This is a genomic window from Pseudomonas fluorescens (genome assembly GCF_001648775.1).
GTDB classification, from domain to species: Bacteria; Pseudomonadota; Gammaproteobacteria; order Pseudomonadales; family Pseudomonadaceae; genus Aquipseudomonas; species Aquipseudomonas fluorescens_M.
Genome location: NZ_LVEJ01000025.1, coordinates 14004 through 31732, shown reverse-complemented (window position 1 = coordinate 31732; position 17729 = coordinate 14004). Strand labels below are relative to the sequence as shown.

The window sequence follows — 17729 nt, the reverse complement described above, 5'->3', positions numbered from 1 at the left end:
CGGCGCGCGGCTTGTCTCCCCAAGAGAGTAAAAACATGAGCGATTCCCTGCAGCTGATCCTTGAAGACACCGACGGCACGCAACTGGAGACCTCCTGCACCCGCGTCGCGGTCCTGTGGCAAGGCAAAGAGCTGTGGATCCAGCAAGACGGTCGTGGCCAACTGCTGATCGGCGTGGACGTCGAAGAAGGTGACGCCGAGTACGCCAACCTGCTGCTGCGCCCATTGGCGACTAATCTGGTAAGTCTGCAACTGGAAATGGAACCGGCCGACGTCGGCGACGACGAAGACCACGTGCACGGCCCGGATTGCAACCACGATCACTAAGGAAACCGCTCTATGCTCGCCCTCGGCAAACTGCTTGAACTGACCCTCGCCGGCCGCGAACCGGCGGAGAAGACTCAACTGACTGTCGAAGGCGTGCGCATGCGCTGGTTGAGCGAAGGTGCGCTGGAAGTCCGGCCACCGGAAGCACGCGACAATGGCCTGGACCTGCTGCTGTCGGCCGGGATCCATGGCAACGAAACAGCGCCGATCGAGTTGCTTGATCGGCTGCTGCATGACATCGCTCGCGGCGATCTGAAGCCGCGCGCACGCATTCTGTTCCTGTTCGGCAACCCGGAAGCGATTCGCAAAGGCGAGCGCTTTGTCGAGCAGGACGTCAATCGGCTGTTCAACGGCCGTCATGAACAAAGCAGTGGTTCGGAAGCGCTGCGAGCCTGTGAGCTGGAACGGTTGGCGGCGAGCTTTTTCAGCAAACCGGATCGTCAGCGTCTGCACTACGACCTGCATACGGCGATTCGCGGCTCGAAGATCGAACAGTTCGCGCTGTATCCGTGGAAGGAAGGGCGCCAGCATTCGCGCCTTGAGTTGGCGCGTTTGCGCGCTGCCGGCATGGAAGCGGTGCTGTTGCAGAACAAACCGTCAATCGTGTTCAGCTCGTACACCTACGACAAGCTCGGCGCCGAGGCTTTCACGCTGGAACTGGGCAAGGCACGGCCGTTCGGGCAGAACGACGGGGTTAACGTCTCGCTGCTGGAAACTCGTTTGAAGCAGATTATCGAAGGCACTGAGCCGGAGATGGCTGAAGCGCAGCTGGATGGTTTGCAACTGTTCAGCGTCGCCCGGGAAATCATCAAGCACAGCGATGCATTCCGCTTGAACCTGCCGCAGGACATCGAGAACTTTTCCGAGTTGGAGGTGGGTTATGTGTTGGCTGAAGATTTGGCCAATACCCGCTGGATCATCGAAGAGCAGGGCGCACGCATTATCTTCCCTAATCCCAAGGTCAAGAACGGCTTGCGCGCAGGCATCCTGATCGTCCCGACCAGCGACGAAAACCTAGCCTGACCCAATTTCCGGTCTGACATATAACCGTGTGGGAGCGAGCTTGCTCGCGAATTCAATCTGGCATTCAACATTTGAGTTGGCTGTCAGTCCGCTTTCGCGAGCAAGCTCGCTCCCACAGGGGAATGAGTGAGACCAGAGATCTCACTCCTCGTGTTACACGGCTACCGCATGCGGCTCGGTGCGGCGCAGTGCGCGAACCTTGCGCAGCGTATCCGCGCAAGTGCGCGCCGCTTCCTGACCCTTGTGCACAAAGTGCTCAAAGAAGAACTTCTGATGCTCGTCGCCAGCATGGAAGTGATGCGGCGTCAGCGACACCGAGAACACCGGTACTTCGGTTTCCAGCTGCACCTGCATCAGGCCGCTGACAACCGATTGGGCAACGAACTCGTGACGGTAGATGCCGCCGTCCACCACCAGGGCAGCGGCGACGATGCCGGCGTAACGGCCAGTCTTGGCCAGCAACTTGGCGTGCAGAGGCATTTCGAAAGCGCCGCCGACTTCGAAGATATCGATGTCCGATTCCTGATAACCCAAGGCAATCATTTCAGCGACGAAGCCTTTACGGCTCTGGTCGACGATTTCCTTGTGCCAGCAGGCCTGGATGAACGCGACGCGCTCGCCATGAGGGTGTTTGCTTTTGCTGTCGATAGCGGTGGGTTGCATGTTCTGACTCCTGTTTGTGTGAAAAACAGGGCGTTATGAATCGAAAGGGATTCAAGGGTGCGCACACGCACAATATCGCGCGGACGGCCCTTTGGCGTTAATCCCGTTCTCTCTTCATCCGGACTATGACCGTCGGCCCCGGAATCACACCGGGTCTGCTGACCTTGCCGCCGCTCACAACCAAAGCCGTGTTCGTCGCCAAGCGCTCGCGGGCTATGCGCGTTGCGCGCAATTACCGCCGGTGGGGAATTGCACCCCGCCCTGAGAACGTTTTTGCCGCCCTTTCTCGGGCGGCGCAGCGTTTTTAACACAGATTGTGTGTCTGTGCATTGCGCCTTTCTGATGATTGTCATCGAATTTTTTGCAGGCTCGAAACGACTTTTCCTTGCGCAAGGCTTGATTAATCCACGCGATGACCGCAGTAATTCCACTTCGTAAAGGGATTTCCCCTGCTGACTTGAGGCCAGGTTCATGAGCGTTATCGATCTTCGCAGCGACACCGTCACCCAACCGACTCCCGCCATGCTCGACGCGATGACTGCGGCGGCCACTGGTGATGACGTGTACGGCGAAGATCCGACGGTCAATCACCTGGAAGCCGAACTGGCCAAACGTTTGGGCTTCGCCGCAGCGCTGTTCGTGCCGACCGGCACCATGAGCAACCTGCTGGGCTTGATGGCGCACTGTGAGCGCGGCGACGAGTACATCGTTGGTCAGCAGGCGCACACCTACAAGTACGAGGGCGGTGGCGCGGCGGTGCTCGGTTCGATCCAGCCACAGCCGCTGGAAGTGCAGGCTAACGGTTCGCTGGATCTGGATCAGGTCGCGGCAGCGATCAAACCTGACGACTTCCATTTCGCCCGCACCCGCTTGCTGGCGCTGGAAAACACCATGCAAGGCAAAGTGCTGCCGCTGGAATATCTGGCCCGCGCTCGCCAATTTACCCAAGACCATGGCCTGCAACTGCACCTCGACGGCGCGCGCCTGTACAACGCGGCGGTGAAGTTGGGCGTTGATGCGCGGGAAATCACCCAGCATTTCGATTCGGTGTCGGTGTGCCTGTCCAAAGGCCTAGGCGCGCCGGTGGGCTCGGTGCTGTGCGGTTCTGAGCAACTGATTGGCAAGGCACGCCGTTTGCGCAAAATGGTTGGAGGCGGCATGCGTCAGGCCGGCTTGCTGGCAGCGGCGGGGCTGTATGCACTGGATCACAACGTCGAGCGTCTGGCCGACGACCACGCCAACGCGCAGTTTTTGGCCGACGGTCTGCGTGAAGCGGGTTTCATCGTCGAACCCGTGCAAACCAACATGGTTTATGTGCAAATGGGCGACAAAGCCGAAGCGATCAAGGCCTTTGCCGGCGAACGCGGGATCAAGTTGAGCGCCGCCGCGCGCCTGCGCATGGTTACGCACATGGACGTCAATCGCTCGCAAATCGAGCAAGTGATCGCGACATTCGTCGACTTTTCGCGCAAGTGACAGCGTTAGCCGTCCAATTGACCGTTTCTATCGTATAAACACGCTGTACCCCGCGCGCAGGGCCGATATAATGCGGCCCTTTGCCGTCGCTTCGTCTGTTGACGTTTCGAACAGGCCTTTGGCCGCAGCCTCCGTGGAAGAACCTAATGAAAAGCGCAGAAATCCGTGAAGCCTTCCTTCGCTTCTTCGAAGAGCAAGGCCACACCCGTGTAGCCTCCAGCTCTTTGATTCCGGGCAACGACCCAACCCTGCTGTTCACTAACGCGGGGATGAACCAGTTCAAGGACTGCTTCCTGGGCCAGGAAAAACGTGCGTACACCCGTGCGACCAGCAGCCAGAAGTGCGTGCGTGCCGGTGGCAAGAACAGCGACCTGGAAAACGTCGGTTATACCGCTCGTCACCACACTTTCTTCGAAATGCTCGGTAACTTCAGCTTCGGTGACTATTTCAAGAAGGACGCGATTACTTACGCGTGGACCTTCCTGACCGGCGTTCTGCAACTGCCGAAGGAAAAACTCTGGGTCACCGTCTACGCCTCCGACGACGAAGCGTATGACATCTGGACCAAAGAAATCGGTGTGCCGGTCGAGCGCATGATCCGCATCGGCGACAACAAAGGCGCGCCGTACGCCTCCGACAACTTCTGGACCATGGGCGATACCGGCCCGTGCGGCCCGTGCACCGAGATTTTCTACGATCACGGCGACCACATCTGGGGCGGCCCACCGGGCTCGCCGGAAGAAGACGGCGACCGTTACATCGAGATCTGGAACAACGTGTTCATGCAGTTCAACCGCACCGCCGATGGCGTGTTGCATCCGTTGCCAGCGCCGTCGGTCGACACCGGCATGGGCCTGGAGCGGATCAGTGCGGTGATGCAGCACGTCAATTCCAACTACGACATTGACCTGTTCAAGAACCTGCTGAAGGCCTCGGCCGAAGCGATCGGTTGCGAAAACGGCGATCAGTCTTCGCTGAAAGTAGTGTCCGACCACATCCGTTCGTGCGGCTTCCTGATCGCCGACGGCGTGCTGCCGTCCAACGAAGGTCGCGGTTATGTACTGCGCCGGATCATCCGTCGCGCCTGCCGTCACGGCAACAAACTGGGCGCCACTGGCAGCTTCTTCTACAAGATCGTTGCCGCACTGGTTGCCGAGATGGGCGAAGCCTTCCCGGAACTGAAGAAGCAGCAGAGCAACATCGAGCGCGTGCTCAAGGCTGAAGAAGAGCAGTTCTCCAAGACGCTGGAGCACGGCCTGAAGATTCTCGAGCAGGATCTGCTGGAACTCAAAGGCACCGTGGTGCCGGGCGACGTGGTGTTCAAACTCTACGACACCTATGGTTTCCCGATGGACCTGACCGCCGACATCGCCCGCGAGCGCAGCCTGACTGTCGATGAAGCCGGTTTCGAACGTGAGATGGAAGCCCAGCGTGTTCGCGCACGTTCGGCCAGCTCGTTCGGTCTGGACTACAACACCTTGGTCAAGGTTGATGTGGCCACCGAGTTCACCGGTTACAAAGACACCCGCGGTTCGGCAAAAATCGTCGCTATCTATAAAGATGGCCAGTCGGTCGACGTCTTGAATGAAGGCGAAGAGGCGGTGATCGTGCTGAACCAGACGCCGTTCTACGCTGAATCCGGCGGCCAGATCGGCGACTGCGGTTTCCTGCAGGCGGGCAGCAGCCGTTTCGACGTCCGTGACACCACCAAGACCGGCGGCGCCTTCCTGCACCACGGCGTGCTGGATTCGGGCAGCCTGACCATCGGCGCGCCGGTGGAAACGCACGTCGATGCCGAAGTGCGTCACGCCACTTCGCTGAACCACTCGGCCACCCACTTGCTGCACGCTGCACTGCGTCAGGTTCTCGGTGAGCACGTTCAGCAGAAGGGTTCGTTGGTGGATAGCCAGCGTCTGCGTTTCGACTTCAGCCACTTTGAAGCGATCAAGCCTGAGCAGATCAAAGCGCTGGAAGACATCGTCAACGCCGAAATTCGCAAGAACTCCGCCGTTGAAACCGAAGAAACCGACATCGAAACCGCCAAGAACAAAGGCGCGATGGCGCTGTTCGGCGAGAAGTACGGCGACAACGTGCGCGTGTTGAGCATGGGCGGTGATTTCTCCGTCGAGCTGTGCGGCGGTATCCACGCCAACCGTACCGGCGACATCGGCCTGCTGAAAATCATCAGCGAAGGCGGTGTGGCTTCCGGCGTGCGTCGTATCGAAGCGGTCACGGGTGCTGCGGCACTGGCGTACTTGAACGCGGCAGAAGAACAACTCAAGGAAGCGGCCAGCCTGGTCAAGGGCAGCCGCGACAACCTGATCGACAAGCTGTCGGCTGTGCTGGAGCGCAATCGCCAACTGGAGAAGCAACTCGAGCAGTTGCAAGCCAAGGCGGCCAGCGCTGCGGGCGACGATCTGTCGTCCTCGGCTCTGGACGTCAAAGGCGTGAAGGTTTTGGCCGCACGTCTGGATGGTCAGGACGCCAAGGCGCTGCTGGCGCTGGTTGATCAGTTGAAGAACAAACTCGGCCGCGCAGTGATCCTGCTCGGCAGTGTCCATGAGGAAAAGGTCGTACTGGTTGCAGGCGTAACCAAGGACCTGACTGGCCAACTCAAAGCCGGTGATTTGATGAAGCAGGCTGCTGCGGCAGTGGGCGGGAAGGGCGGTGGTCGTCCGGACATGGCGCAGGGCGGCGGTGTTGATGCCGGCGCGCTGGATGGCGCACTGGCGCTGACCGTTCCATTCGTCGAGCAGGGTTTATAAGGCAGTCCGTCCGGCCCGCAGTCTAGTGGCGGGCCGGGCGGCTGTTCGAGTGATTATTGGGCGCCCTTCATGGGCAGAGGCGGCTTTGAAATGGCTTTGATCGTACAGAAATTTGGAGGCACCTCGGTCGGTACTGTCGAGAGAATCGAGCAGGTCGCCGACAAGGTTAAGAAATTCCGCGATGCCGGCGATGACCTGGTGGTTGTGCTGTCTGCAATGAGCGGCGAAACCAACCGTCTGATCGATCTGGCCAAGCAAATCAGTGGCGATGGCCAACCGGTTCCGCGTGAACTGGACGTGATTGTCTCCACCGGTGAGCAGGTGACGATTGCCCTGCTGGCGATGGCGCTGATCAAGCGCGGTGTGCCAGCGGTGTCGTACACCGGTAATCAGGTGCGGATCCTGACCGACAGTGCGCACAATAAAGCGCGTATCTTGCAGATTGATGACCAGAAAATTCGTGGTGATCTGAAGGCAGGTCGCGTGGTGGTTGTCGCCGGTTTCCAGGGTGTCGACGAGCACGGCAACATTACCACCCTCGGTCGTGGCGGTTCCGATACCACCGGCGTGGCACTGGCTGCTGCGTTGAAAGCTGACGAGTGCCAGATCTACACCGACGTCGATGGTGTTTACACCACCGACCCGCGCGTTGTCCCGGTCGCTCAGCGTCTGGACAAGATCACCTTCGAAGAGATGCTGGAAATGGCCAGCCTCGGTTCCAAGGTGTTGCAGATCCGTGCGGTGGAATTCGCCGGCAAGTACAACGTTCCGCTGCGCGTACTGCACAGCTTCAAGGAGGGTCCGGGCACCCTCATTACTATTGATGAAGAGGAAACCATGGAACAGCCGATCATTTCCGGCATCGCTTTCAACCGCGATGAAGCCAAGCTGACCATCCGTGGCGTGCCAGACACCCCGGGCGTGGCGTTCAAGATTCTCGGCCCGATCAGTGCCGCGAACATCGAAGTCGACATGATCGTGCAGAACGTTGCGCACGATAACACCACCGACTTCACCTTCACCGTGCACCGCAACGACTACCAGGCCGCACAGACCGTGCTGGAAAACACCGCTCGCGAGATCGGTGCCCGTGAAGTGGTTGGCGACACCAAGATTGCCAAGGTCTCGATCGTCGGCGTCGGCATGCGTTCCCACGCAGGCGTCGCCAGCCGCATGTTCGAATCCCTGGCCAAAGAAAGCATCAACATCCAGATGATCTCGACCTCGGAAATCAAGGTTTCCGTGGTGATCGAAGAGAAGTACCTGGAGCTGGCCGTGCGCGCCCTGCACACGGCTTTCGAACTGGATGCTCCGGCCCGTCAAGGCGAGTAATTCCATTTCTTGAAGGGCGCGGTCTGACCGCGCCCTTTATTTTTTGAATGGCGCGAGCCCTGAACTGTTCTTTTGCTCGCGCTGGTCAATACTCAGGCATGTAGGGCTACGATCGCTCCGGTTGTAGGTCGGGTGCCTTTTTTTTGCAGACTGTTGTCCCTGAACTGAATTGCGTGAGGAGAAAGGTATGCTGATTCTGACTCGTCGGTGCGCAGAAAGCCTGATTATCGGTGATGGCGAAATCACCGTGACCGTGCTCGGCGTTAAAGGAAACCAAGTGCGTATCGGCGTCAACGCCCCGAAAGAGGTTGCTGTGCACCGTGAGGAAATTTACCTGCGTATAAAGAAAGAGAAGGACGAAGAACCAAGCCATTAATTTTTATCGATTTTTATGTTTGCAAACGGGGAAAAGGTTGGTTAAGATACGCCCCGTGTTGCGGAGAGCTGGCCGAGTGGCCGAAGGCGCTCCCCTGCTAAGGGAGTACACCTCAAAAGGGTGTCGGGGGTTCGAATCCCCCGTTCTCCGCCATTATTTGCTTAGTACGTCGTAATCTGGCTTTTTCTGTAACTTGTTGAATTTATTAGAAAAAGTGGTTGGAATAGAGATTAGACGGGCTATAATGCGGCGCAACAAATGCACTCGTAGCTCAGCTGGATAGAGTACTCGGCTACGAACCGAGCGGTCACAGGTTCGAATCCTGTCGAGTGCACCATTTAAGAGTTGTTTATAGCAATATAAATACCTCGGTTTCAACCAGTTGTGGTCTGGTTTAAAAACACAAATGCACTCGTAGCTCAGCTGGATAGAGTACTCGGCTACGAACCGAGCGGTCACAGGTTCGAATCCTGTCGAGTGCACCATTTAAGAGTTAGTTGCAGCAATGCGAATAACTTGGTTTCAGCCAGTTGTGGTCTGGTCTAAAAACACAAATTGCACTCGTAGCTCAGCTGGATAGAGTACTCGGCTACGAACCGAGCGGTCACAGGTTCGAATCCTGTCGAGTGCACCATATACCGAAAAGCCCGCGTTTAACGCGGGCTTTTTGCTGTCCGGGATTTGGCTTTTCCTTTCACGCAGCCCCTCTCATCAAAATCTATTTGAGCACTACGGCCTCGCTTGAGGTCATAGCGATAGCTCGTCGTCGACGTTCGAATATTGACCTTGTCCGGTTTGCCCAGCGCGCTTTCGACATCCTGCTGAGTCATGCCGGCAATCACGCGTTGATTGATGATCGCTGCACGACGTTGTCTGGCATCGATCAGGTTTCCACATCGGTCTTCGGCAATGCCGATAACGCCGGGTTCGCGTCCTGTATTTTTCATAGCGGATATTTCTTCGTGGTTGTGTTCCGGCATTACCGCCACGACGGATCCGGGTGAGTAGGGGTGGACTTCCTGCACTGAGCGCTGTTCACCGCTCGCGCAGCTCATGCTGGTGAAGGTGATGCTGCCATCGACGGCTTCGCAGCGATGCAAGCTGGTGGCGGCCCCGGCGGGCGGGAGGAAAAGCAGGCTGGTGAGCAAAAAAAATAACGGTTTGGATGGCATTCGATGTCCTCCATGACGATCTACGCTCAAGGGTAGTCGCTACATTTTTCACCGCTGGTGTGTTTTCTTTTCAGGATGAGTCGTCGCATTGGCAAGGATCAGGACAGTGCTCAGGTTTGTTTCGCAAGCGCTTGTTTCGACCGTGATTTTTTAACGTTTAAAACCGTCAGGCGGTGTATCATTGCGCCCGTCAGCCCCGCCGGGGCTTATGGAAAACCTCCATGGACTTACCCAGTAGTTACTCAGTAAACCGCTTTACCAATCATGAATTGACTGATTGATCCTTCCGGCGTGCCCCGCTGCTGGGAGTGGAGTTCGCCTATGTCTGAAATCGAAGTAAAGAAAACACAGGACAGCCTGCAGGATCGCCTGGCGCAAGTCGTCGAGCTGCTGCAGCGCCAACGGGTCGTCGAAGACCTGACTCATCGCCAGGAAGGCGCGCATCACGACCGGGTCGAAAACCTGGTTCACCGGCAGAATCTCGTCGAGTTGCAACGCAAGCTCGATGATCTGCACTCCGCCGACGTCGCCTACATTCTCGAAGCCTTGCCGCTGGACGATCGTCTGACGCTCTGGCAACTGGTCAAGGCCGATCGCGACGGCGACATTCTTCTCGAAGTATCCGATTCGGTTCGTGAAACGCTGATCGCCGACATGGACGATCACGAGCTCCTGGCGGCCGCCAAGGACATGGACGCCGACGAACTTGCTGACCTGGCTTCCGAGCTGCCGCGAGACGTCGTCCATGAACTCATGGAGAGCCTGGATAACCAACAGCGCGAGCGCGTACGTTCGGCCTTGTCCTATGACGAGGAGCAGGTCGGTGCGCTGATGGACTTCGAGATGGTGACGATCCGTGAGGATGTCAGCCTCGAAGTGGTTCTGCGCTACCTGCGTCGTCTCAAAGAGCTTCCCGGCCATACCGACAAACTGTTCGTGGTCGACTACGACGGCGTGCTCAAGGGCGTGCTGCCGATCAAGCGTTTGCTGGTCAACGATCCGGAAAAACAGGTGGCCGAAGTCATGGCCAGCGATCCGGTGAGTTTCCACCCGGACGAAGACGCCTACGACGCCGCTCAGGCGTTCGAACGTTACGACTTGATCTCGGCCCCGGTGGTCGACAAGAACGGCAAGCTGATCGGCCGTCTGACCATCGACGAGATGGTCGACCTGATCCGTGAGGAGAGCGAAAGCGAAGTCCTCAATATGGCGGGTCTGCGTGAAGAGGAAGATATCTTCGCCTCCGTCTGGAAGTCCCTGCGCAACCGTTGGGCGTGGCTGGCGGTCAACCTGATCACCGCATTCGTCGCATCTCGGGTAATTGGTCTGTTTGAAGGTTCGATCGAGAAGCTGGTCGCGCTCGCCGCGCTGATGCCGATCGTGGCGGGTATCGGCGGCAACTCCGGTAACCAGACGATCACCATGATCGTGCGCGCCATGGCGCTCGACCAGGTCAGCACCGGCAACACCTCGCGTTTGATGCGCAAGGAGCTGGCGGTCGGCTTGATCAACGGTCTGGTCTGGGGCGGGGTGATCGGTGTGGTCGCTTATCTGCTGTACGGCAGTTGGTCGTTGGGCGTGGTAATGACGGCAGCAATGACGCTCAATCTGTTGCTTGCGGCGTTGATGGGCGTGCTGATCCCGATGACTCTGGCCAAGATGGGCCGCGACCCGGCCATGGGTGCCAGCGTGATGATCACGGCAATGACCGACAGCGGTGGCTTCTTCATCTTCCTGGGGTTGGCGACAATCTTCCTGCTCTGATCCGTTTTAATGAAAAAGCCCGCCAACATGGCGGGCTTTTTTGTACCTGTAGCTTTACCCGTGGTCCAGTGCGCAATTCGCAGGCAAAAAAAAGCCAGCACTCATGCTGGCTTGAGGTGTTCGGTACGGCTCAGGACGCGTCTGCGGCCATTTCAGCATCGTGGGCGATCAAGGACACCAACGCGTTCTGCTGACGGTGCGACAGCTGACGGAAGCGTTGCAGCAACTCGCGCTCGTGCAACGACAGCTCCGGGCTGTCCAGGCGCATGCTCAGCTCTTCGCCCAATGCACCTTCCTGAATAAGACTCTGCTCAAGGCGCGCAATGATCTCGGAGTTCATGCTGCGATGATGATTGCGAGCCACCTCGGCAATGCGTTCACGCATTCCGTCTGGCAGACGTACGACGAACTTGTCAGCCGTACGGCTGGAATAAATTGCCTGTTTCAATGGGCGCATATATTTAACCGGTTAGTTCAGGGGAGCGGTTCTCGGGATTGGCCGCAGGATGTGTGGTAGGACAAGCATCCGCGCCAAATGGTTCAACCTGAATTGTTAAGAGGCCGGCATCATGCCTCAAAATTGCCAGATCATTGGCGTCAATTCTGTGACAAATATTGAGCCGGGTAAAGGCGTAATGCCAGCACCAATTATCAGAAATGCGGACTGGTTGGAAAACTTTACCTTGGCCGGCCTCTCTGACCGCTTCTTCATGCAGATCAATTGATGTCCGAAGACCTCAGAACGTGCATGCTATGCGGGTTTCAATCCTTTGTTCCTTACCTGTACAGGATAGTGGCAATTTGCCGATTTACTAGGGGCAGACACGTCCCCGAGGGCTTTTTCAGGATGGATGGCAGGCTTATTTATCTGATGGGACCGTCCGGTTCAGGCAAGGACAGCCTGATCGAGGCCGCGCGTGAGCCATTGCGGGCGAGGCATTGCGAGATCATGCGTCGGGTGATTACCCGATCAGCGGAGTCGGTGGGTGAGGATGCCATCGGCGTCACGCCTGAAGAGTTCGAACGACGTCAGCGCGCCGGCGAGTTTTCCCTCGCGTGGCAAGCCAATGGTCTGGCCTATGGCATTCCCGGAGAAATGGACGAATGGTTGCGTGCGGGGCGCGATGTGCTGGTGAACGGCTCGCGCGCCAACCTGCGCCAGGCGATGGAATGTTATCCGACGTTGTTGCCGGTTCTGCTGACAGTCAAGGATGAGGTACTGCGCGAACGCTTGTTGCGCCGTGGCCGAGAGACGCTGGAACAGATTGAAGCCCGGCTAGCCCGCAATGCGCTGTTCAAGGACAGGCGATCAAGTGACGCCCCGGTGCACCTGATCGATAACTCCGGCGACCTGGCAGCCGCCGTCCATCAATTGCTCGAGCTGATCCGACTCAACGCAACACCGGATCAAACTTGATCCGGCGCCCAGCCACCAATGCCAACACAAACAACACCGCAAACACGCCACAGCCAACCAACGGCAGAGTGATTTCGGTTTCCTCGAACAGCGAAAAATGCACAACGCCACTCAATAAGGCGAGGATCAGAAATCCTGCAGCTGACTTGGACATGCTGTACTCCTGAAGATATTTCAAAAAACCAGACGTTCGCCAACGGACCCAGTCAGTGCCTGCACAGGCTCACTGACCGCCTGTGGGGCGACATCACTGCGATCATTCAATACCGCCCACTGCGGCGCTCTCTGCACCTGCAAATAATGCGGCATGCGCTGAGCGACCGCTTCCGGCGCAGCACCCTGTGGGGCGAAGTGAAAACCCACCAAAACCGCCAATGCGGCTGCGTTTGCGAGCAAGAGAGTGCTGTTCATGGGGCGCTGCTCCAATTGTTCTTCTATGGAACAGCCAAAGCAGCCGGCGTGCCAACAGTCTAACCGCTGTTAAGTCCTTTAAAAACAAGCATTTGGAAGGGTTTTTCCGATTGGCCGGGTTGCAATCTGCAATGATGGCTTTTTGCGGTAGTGCAAAATGCACGGTAAAACTTCCCGCAGCATTGCAAGGCGCCTGCCTACACTTAAAAAGCGCCACGGACGACATGACAAATCAGGGCTCGGCCGTTAACATGCACGCCGTCCGTCGCACCGTCTCTGGCCGCGACAACCCAGTGTCTCAGTAGCTCAATTGGATAGAGCATCCCCCTCCTAAGGGGAAGGTTGGCAGTTCGAACCTGCCCTGGGACACCATATCTTTCAAGGCCTCCAGCGATATGCGTATCAGCTACTCCTCACACGTGAGTGCAGGGTGGGTGCAAATGTGCTGAGCACTCTCTACTAAGCGGCCGCCACGGCCCTAAGATCTTTCATCTCGATGTTATGAAGAGACATAAGATTCGCTAGCCGTTGACCGGTCATTGAAAGAGACGCTCCGATCGGAAGTGTCACGTTGACCTCAAAGCTCGGCGTAGAGCTGATCTCTTTCGGGCGGCTGTAAAATATTTGTCGCTGGTAGAGATAAAGTGCTTGCTGAGTCAGATCCCGAGTTTCTGCCGAGACCACTTCTCCGTATACCCACCCCCCTTGCCTTAGATCGAATTTCTCTTTTTGAAGATTCGACTTCAGACCAATAAGGCATAGCTGTTGGTAAGTCAGCGATTCAGCAATGCTCAACAAATAGTTTGCTTCAGCTCGCTTTACGCTACGGTCAAAAATCAGGTTTGCGTAAAAATTTGCGAGATATGGAAGCTTTAGCTGTTCATGCTCCTGCTTTGCATTAAGCAACACTCCTTCGAACAGCTCTTCTGCAGCAGATGGGGTGCTAGGGTCTCCATCGAAGAAATCATCATCTCTCTTCGGCTCCATTAGAAGTCGCTCTCGGATGCCTTCAATTGCTAGCGCGGCCACGCCAGCGACGCGCTGTTCTTCTCTTGGTGAAAGGTATCTATTGGCAAGATCATCAAGAACGACCACGCATATTTCTCCGACTGCCGCACCAAGAGCAGCTCCTGTTGCGGCTCCTAGTGGCCCCGCCAGAGAGCCAATGGCACTTCCAACCGCCGCCCCTCCAATCTTGCTGCCTTTGTTCAGTAGCGTCAGATGGTTCTTCAAAGCAACTTTCTCCTGTCTCAAGTCAATCAGATAGAAACCTGGTCGCGGATGCGTAGGACAGTTGTAGTCGAACAGCTCGCGTGTCGTGTCGTTGCTCGTATGCCTAAACCAGCTGCGAGCAACTCAGTCACTCGCTTGTGAAGGTCGGTGTCCACTGGCCGACCCTGATACTTGCCGGCGGCCTTTGCCTTTTCGATGCCCTGAGCCTGACGCTCGCGGCGCTGCTCGTAGTCCTTGCGCCCTATCGCCGCCGTCATCTCCACCAACATCGAGTGATCGCGCCCAGCGTCCGGCCAGTGAACTCGTCGCCCTTGGTGTCTTGCATTCCTTGGTGGCTTGTCGGTAGGTCGAGCGCTACGATGCGGAAGCCCTTGGAGTCGATCGCAGCCTTGAGCTTCTGCCAATCCTCCACAGGAAGGCGTGAGAGGCGGTCTATCGACTCCACCAGCAAGACGTCACCCTTGCGCGCATCTTTAAGCAGGCGCGACAGCTCAGGCCGATCTGCCGAGGCGCCGCTAACGTTCTCCAGGTAAACACTCGCGATCACCTCGTTGTGGTCAGTGGCAAATTACTCAAGCGATGACCGGGCGCGGCCGGCGTCCTGCTCTTCGGTTGATGCTCGGAGATATGCGCGGATGAACATGATGTGCTGTCCGTATTAGTTAAGGTGTGCTCCGTATCAGCTCAGGCATACCCTACAAGGATGGCAAATTACTACTATTGTCTATGTGCAACCGGCGACGGTGTGTGTAGATTGAAAAGGATCAGGCGCCCCACCTGCGCAAGCAAAAAACCAAATTTGGCAAGGACGCAAGAATGAGCTATTTGCATCTCCATTTCGAAGGCGACATCACCCGTAACCACACGGTGAGTCTCCGGACCCTTGGCCAAAGCCTCCATCATCTTCAGGGCGCGGTGAACCGTGCGCATTTGGATGTGCGTTATGGGGAGGTTTGGAAGAACGCTAGATTGACCTCTGAGGATTATGCAGAGACCGAGTTATGGTCCAGTCCCCCGCGAGATGGCGGCTACATAATAGAGTTTTTTGAAAACAGTCCTCGACTGAAAAAAACCCTAACTAGAATTGTCTCCGCGGTAAGTCCCGCAGTAGAAAAATCAAAAACACAGGCTCTAATAAATGCAGGTTCTCTCGCAGACCAGTCTGCATTAAGAGAACAACAAGTTAATCTTGGCATCATAGATCCTCAAACATACGAAAACTATATTCCAACTGCTTCGCAGCATCCCTACGGTGATCGCGCGATAAATAAAGAGATTGATCAGCTCATCGGCGTGGTAAGGCATAGAAACTCAGGGCAAAGCACGATCGAGTTGATAGTCGGAACAGATATCCCCCAGGCTTTTAAATTTAATAAAGTGTCAAGTGAGAACTTTCACTCTCTCGTGTCTAGGCGATATCTAGGCGAGCCATTAATTTTTTCTGTAAAGGTGACAGAGCTGGACGCTGTTAATAAATCTGCGAAAGTTTTGAATGTGGTAACAGATCGCATGATCAAGCTTCAATATCGAGGAGATGCCGAATTTGAGCTGATCAAGACGTATCTTGGTATGGCTGTGCCCATGAACTTCATCGGCAGCCCTATTTATGAAGGTGGAGCATACGACGCGAAGGGCGGCGACGTTTTTTTCATTGGCCTCGCGTGATGGAAAAGCTCATTGAGTATTGCAAGGCGCGCTACGACGAGGAGCTGGGCTTTAAATTCGGACTAGCTAATATATTTAGCTGGATATTTTATGTCGTGTGCGTTCGAGTCGCAGGCGAAGGAAAAGCTTCAAATGTTTTGGAAGGCTTGGCAAATGTAAAACTAAAATCCATTATAGATATGTCGGATGGGGCTATCCCTTCGTTGACTATGTTGGAGGTTCTATATTCAATTGCGTTTGTCGTATTTGTTATTTGGCTAGCACGCAAGCTTTCAGAGGGGCTTTTCTATATGTTCACTTTGAAAGCTGACTTTCAGCTTTTGATTGTTGAAATGACCATTATATTTCATGAGCGAAAGCATGATGAGGTTCGTCGGCGCGCGCTTGGACTTGGTGCAAAAGTCGAGATAGAGCGAAATCAAAAAAAGATAGGGCGGATTCGATCGCTTGCTGATTTATTTTTGATTATTTTTTTGGCGATATTGATAGTGCTTCCGTTTAGTTGGATTAACGTAGGTGTCGCGATGGCAGGGTTTATTATGTTCACTGTCGTAACCTGGTCGTCATTTCATTTTTTCGTTGAGAGTCTGCTTCCTTACTTCGTGGCGGTAAAATATTCTGCCGGAGAGCTTACCGATATTCGGACGAGTTTCTCCGACACCTTACAAAAGTAGCTTGCAAAAAAGCCCCGCGCAGAATGGTCTGCCGGGGCTTTTTCGTTCCAGTCACCGCTGGCTAGTTTGCCGCGCCACCCTCAGCCTTGCCTATCGAAGTGCTGACTTGGGTAATGTGGCGGCGGCCATTGACCGTGTAACTTTGTGCCTGTTCTTCAGACCCAGGCTTACGCAACGTCAGTTGAGCAAACAGCCCGGATTTTTCATCGTAGGAGCCGTACCAATTGATCAGTCTGGCGATGAAACAGTCATTGCCGAGGATCACCGGAACGTCAGCGACAGGTTCAATTGCGTAATAACTTGCACCGTAACTGTAATAGTCGTCGTCCCCGGGGCCTGACGCAGGGATTGGGCAGATCGGTTTGGAGTTCGTTGTTTGGTTATTGCCTATCTTGGCCAAGCCTTGCATGAGCGCTTTTTGCACGGACGGTTCCAGTTCGTAGGCTGTTGGGTTGTCCTGATTTGCCTGAGTGCGAGGCACGTTCAGTTCATAACGATACCGCACCGTTATTGTCGGGACCTGACGGTTGATCTGCAGGGGATTGAGCAGATAGACCTTATCGACACCGTAGGCACTGTCTCGGTAGGCGGCGTAGATTTTCCCATTCACCTTGATCCAGTTGACCGCTTGGTTGGCGCCGCGATCATTGGTGTAGAAAAGGGTTGTCTCGGCGTTGGCTTCGAGAGCCGCTTCGGCGCCCCTTCTGGTGAACCTGTTGCCCATGCCGCGCCAGGTTTCGGTATACGAGAACAACCCTGTACCGCCGGAATACGTTTCAACGATCAGGTCGCGCAGTCCATCGCCATCCAGATCAGTGAGGATATAAGTCGTCTGACCTGTGTCGGCGGCCCCGGTGATGTTGGACGCAATTAATGCCTTCCATTCACGCTGGCTTACCCCTTTCGGGATCGTCTCGGGAAAGTGCGTTTGTTCGTCGTCATCGGGGATGCCGGCGAAAGACGTTTTATCGAGGCTTACCGTGAATGCATCAAGGGTTTTTTCCAGAGCGAACTCGGGGTCAGCCTTGCTCGCTGCCTCAATACGCTGCTGCAGTTGCGCCATCACCTGTTTGTCTATCTCGTCGGGCGAATACGCCAGCGTATCGATCCATTGCGCTTGCAGCGATTCCAGGCGTTCGCGATAACGCTGATTCAGGCAACTGACATCCTCCGCGCATTGGTTGCGGTCCTTTAGCCAAAGCTGTTGAGTACTTTTCAGCTTGGCTTTTGTATCTAGACTGGTCTTCATGAGTTTGCTGTAAGTAGCGCCCATCTGCGCATCCAGCGCATACAACCCTTTATCCGCACAAACAGCGTTCTCCGCCGCACTCACCGCTTTCGCACAATCCATTCCGGCCGCCGTCGCCTGCTGGAAAAACAGCAGCGCACAGACGGACACGATGCAACGTCCTTTGATGTACACGAGATAAAC

The 17729-nt window shown here is 55.9% G+C and carries 17 protein-coding genes, 5 tRNA genes, 1 pseudogene and 1 riboswitch; of the genes and pseudogenes, 15 read left to right on the top strand and 8 right to left on the bottom strand.

The genetic code is table 11. The annotated features are described in order from the left end of the window. The first annotated feature begins 35 nt into the window (after positions 1–35). Both A8O26_RS22575 and astE read left to right on the top strand, forming a co-directional pair. Positions 36–326 carry a hypothetical protein gene (locus A8O26_RS22575; protein ID WP_064119940.1) on the top strand — a complete coding sequence of 97 codons (291 nt, stop codon included), beginning with the start codon at positions 36–38 and terminating at the stop codon, positions 324–326. A gap of 12 nt (positions 327–338) precedes the next feature. Then, on the top strand, positions 339–1349 hold the full coding sequence (gene astE, locus A8O26_RS22570; RefSeq protein ID WP_064119939.1) for a succinylglutamate desuccinylase: 1011 nt from the start codon (positions 339–341) through the stop codon (positions 1347–1349). 153 nt (positions 1350–1502) lie between these two features. On the opposite strand, the gene A8O26_RS22565 is transcribed toward astE, so the two are convergent. Beyond that, positions 1503–2012 carry a 6,7-dimethyl-8-ribityllumazine synthase gene (locus A8O26_RS22565; RefSeq protein ID WP_007919335.1) on the bottom strand — a complete coding sequence of 170 codons (510 nt, stop codon included), beginning with the start codon at positions 2010–2012 and terminating at the stop codon, positions 1503–1505. Positions 2013–2113: 101 nt separating this feature from the next. Beyond that, a riboswitch (FMN riboswitch) is annotated at positions 2114–2285 on the bottom strand. 198 nt (positions 2286–2483) lie between these two features. Here A8O26_RS22565 and ltaE point away from each other — a divergent pair. The 8 genes from ltaE to A8O26_RS22525 all read left to right on the top strand — a co-directional run bounded on the left by ltaE (position 2484) and on the right by A8O26_RS22525 (position 8595). Further along, positions 2484–3488: a low-specificity L-threonine aldolase gene (gene ltaE / locus A8O26_RS22560; RefSeq protein ID WP_064119938.1), complete on the top strand. Its 1005-nt coding sequence runs from the start codon at positions 2484–2486 to the stop codon at positions 3486–3488. Between the two features lie 146 nt (positions 3489–3634). Further along, positions 3635–6253 (top strand): alanine--tRNA ligase, encoded by a 2619-nt coding sequence (gene alaS, locus A8O26_RS22555; RefSeq protein WP_064119937.1) that lies wholly within the window; start codon positions 3635–3637, stop codon positions 6251–6253. Positions 6254–6343: 90 nt separating this feature from the next. Continuing rightward, positions 6344–7585, top strand: coding sequence for an aspartate kinase (locus tag A8O26_RS22550; protein WP_008086083.1), 1242 nt, complete (start codon positions 6344–6346; stop codon positions 7583–7585). Between the two features lie 187 nt (positions 7586–7772). Then, on the top strand, positions 7773–7961 hold the full coding sequence (gene csrA, locus A8O26_RS22545) for a carbon storage regulator CsrA (protein ID WP_002554426.1): 189 nt from the start codon (positions 7773–7775) through the stop codon (positions 7959–7961). Between the two features lie 62 nt (positions 7962–8023). After that, positions 8024–8114: transfer RNA gene (locus A8O26_RS22540), tRNA-Ser, on the top strand. A 107-nt stretch (positions 8115–8221) separates the two neighbouring features. Further along, positions 8222–8298: transfer RNA gene (locus tag A8O26_RS22535), tRNA-Arg, on the top strand. Between the two features lie 71 nt (positions 8299–8369). After that, positions 8370–8446: transfer RNA gene (locus A8O26_RS22530), tRNA-Arg, on the top strand. Between the two features lie 72 nt (positions 8447–8518). Beyond that, positions 8519–8595, top strand: a tRNA-Arg gene (locus tag A8O26_RS22525). A gap of 19 nt (positions 8596–8614) precedes the next feature. Here the strand turns inward: A8O26_RS22525 and A8O26_RS22520 are convergent. Then, positions 8615–9133 carry a hypothetical protein gene (locus A8O26_RS22520; RefSeq protein WP_064119936.1) on the bottom strand — a complete coding sequence of 173 codons (519 nt, stop codon included), beginning with the start codon at positions 9131–9133 and terminating at the stop codon, positions 8615–8617. Positions 9134–9454: 321 nt separating this feature from the next. Here A8O26_RS22520 and mgtE point away from each other — a divergent pair, with 321 nt between their 5' ends. Beyond that, positions 9455–10897, top strand: a complete 1443-nt coding sequence (gene mgtE / locus A8O26_RS22515) for a magnesium transporter (protein ID WP_064119935.1) — start codon at positions 9455–9457, stop codon at positions 10895–10897. A gap of 130 nt (positions 10898–11027) precedes the next feature. On the opposite strand, the gene A8O26_RS22510 is transcribed toward mgtE, so the two are convergent. Next, complete coding sequence (locus A8O26_RS22510; protein ID WP_003178899.1) at positions 11028–11354, bottom strand: Arc family DNA-binding protein; 327 nt, start codon at positions 11352–11354, stop codon at positions 11028–11030. A 390-nt stretch (positions 11355–11744) separates the two neighbouring features. Between A8O26_RS22510 and phnN the strand changes: the two genes are divergently transcribed. Beyond that, positions 11745–12314, top strand: a complete 570-nt coding sequence (gene phnN / locus A8O26_RS22505) for a phosphonate metabolism protein/1,5-bisphosphokinase (PRPP-forming) PhnN (RefSeq protein ID WP_064119934.1) — start codon at positions 11745–11747, stop codon at positions 12312–12314. On the opposite strand, the gene A8O26_RS22500 is transcribed toward phnN, so the two are convergent. Further along, complete coding sequence (locus tag A8O26_RS22500) at positions 12289–12468, bottom strand: PA3371 family protein (RefSeq protein ID WP_064119933.1); 180 nt, start codon at positions 12466–12468, stop codon at positions 12289–12291. The two genes, phnN and A8O26_RS22500, sit on opposite strands and share 26 nt — an antisense overlap. 20 nt (positions 12469–12488) lie before the next feature. Then, on the bottom strand, positions 12489–12725 hold the full coding sequence (locus A8O26_RS22495; protein ID WP_064119932.1) for a hypothetical protein: 237 nt from the start codon (positions 12723–12725) through the stop codon (positions 12489–12491). A gap of 295 nt (positions 12726–13020) precedes the next feature. Here A8O26_RS22495 and A8O26_RS22490 point away from each other — a divergent pair. Continuing rightward, positions 13021–13097 (top strand) — tRNA-Arg (locus A8O26_RS22490). 87 nt (positions 13098–13184) lie between these two features. Here the strand turns inward: A8O26_RS22490 and A8O26_RS22485 are convergent. Continuing rightward, a complete protein-coding gene (locus tag A8O26_RS22485; RefSeq protein WP_064119931.1) occupies positions 13185–13958 on the bottom strand; it encodes a hypothetical protein in 774 nt (257 codons plus the stop codon). Between the two features lie 26 nt (positions 13959–13984). Further along, positions 13985–14601: pseudogene (locus tag A8O26_RS22480) on the bottom strand (recombinase family protein). A 173-nt stretch (positions 14602–14774) separates the two neighbouring features. Here A8O26_RS22480 and A8O26_RS22475 point away from each other — a divergent pair. Together A8O26_RS22475 and A8O26_RS22470 are read left to right on the top strand one after the other, a co-directional pair. Further along, entirely contained in the window at positions 14775–15623 is an 849-nt protein-coding gene (locus A8O26_RS22475) for a hypothetical protein (RefSeq protein ID WP_064119930.1), read from the top strand. Beyond that, positions 15623–16297 carry a hypothetical protein gene (locus tag A8O26_RS22470; RefSeq protein WP_064119929.1) on the top strand — a complete coding sequence of 225 codons (675 nt, stop codon included), beginning with the start codon at positions 15623–15625 and terminating at the stop codon, positions 16295–16297. Before A8O26_RS22475 ends, A8O26_RS22470 begins: the two co-directional genes overlap by 1 nt. Before the next feature lie 61 nt (positions 16298–16358). Here the strand turns inward: A8O26_RS22470 and A8O26_RS22465 are convergent, their stop codons facing one another. Next, positions 16359–17720 carry a lysozyme inhibitor LprI family protein gene (locus A8O26_RS22465; protein ID WP_064119928.1) on the bottom strand — a complete coding sequence of 454 codons (1362 nt, stop codon included), beginning with the start codon at positions 17718–17720 and terminating at the stop codon, positions 16359–16361. Positions 17721–17729 lie beyond the last annotated feature (9 nt).

Coding starts and splice junctions, on each gene's coding strand:
- astE (WP_064119939.1), top strand. CDS start 339: ATGCTCGCCCTCGGCAAACTGCTTGAACTGACCCTCGCCGGCCGCGAA.
- csrA (WP_002554426.1), top strand. CDS start 7,773: ATGCTGATTCTGACTCGTCGGTGCGCAGAAAGCCTGATTATCGGTGAT.
- A8O26_RS22475 (WP_064119930.1), top strand. CDS start 14,775: ATGAGCTATTTGCATCTCCATTTCGAAGGCGACATCACCCGTAACCAC.
- A8O26_RS22565 (WP_007919335.1), bottom strand. CDS start 2,012: ATGCAACCCACCGCTATCGACAGCAAAAGCAAACACCCTCATGGCGAG.
- A8O26_RS22510 (WP_003178899.1), bottom strand. CDS start 11,354: ATGCGCCCATTGAAACAGGCAATTTATTCCAGCCGTACGGCTGACAAG.
- phnN (WP_064119934.1), top strand. CDS start 11,745: ATGGATGGCAGGCTTATTTATCTGATGGGACCGTCCGGTTCAGGCAAG.
- A8O26_RS22495 (WP_064119932.1), bottom strand. CDS start 12,725: ATGAACAGCACTCTCTTGCTCGCAAACGCAGCCGCATTGGCGGTTTTG.
- A8O26_RS22550 (WP_008086083.1), top strand. CDS start 6,344: ATGGCTTTGATCGTACAGAAATTTGGAGGCACCTCGGTCGGTACTGTC.
- mgtE (WP_064119935.1), top strand. CDS start 9,455: ATGTCTGAAATCGAAGTAAAGAAAACACAGGACAGCCTGCAGGATCGC.
- A8O26_RS22500 (WP_064119933.1), bottom strand. CDS start 12,468: ATGTCCAAGTCAGCTGCAGGATTTCTGATCCTCGCCTTATTGAGTGGC.
- ltaE (WP_064119938.1), top strand. CDS start 2,484: ATGAGCGTTATCGATCTTCGCAGCGACACCGTCACCCAACCGACTCCC.
- A8O26_RS22575 (WP_064119940.1), top strand. CDS start 36: ATGAGCGATTCCCTGCAGCTGATCCTTGAAGACACCGACGGCACGCAA.
- alaS (WP_064119937.1), top strand. CDS start 3,635: ATGAAAAGCGCAGAAATCCGTGAAGCCTTCCTTCGCTTCTTCGAAGAG.
- A8O26_RS22520 (WP_064119936.1), bottom strand. CDS start 9,133: ATGCCATCCAAACCGTTATTTTTTTTGCTCACCAGCCTGCTTTTCCTC.
- A8O26_RS22470 (WP_064119929.1), top strand. CDS start 15,623: ATGGAAAAGCTCATTGAGTATTGCAAGGCGCGCTACGACGAGGAGCTG.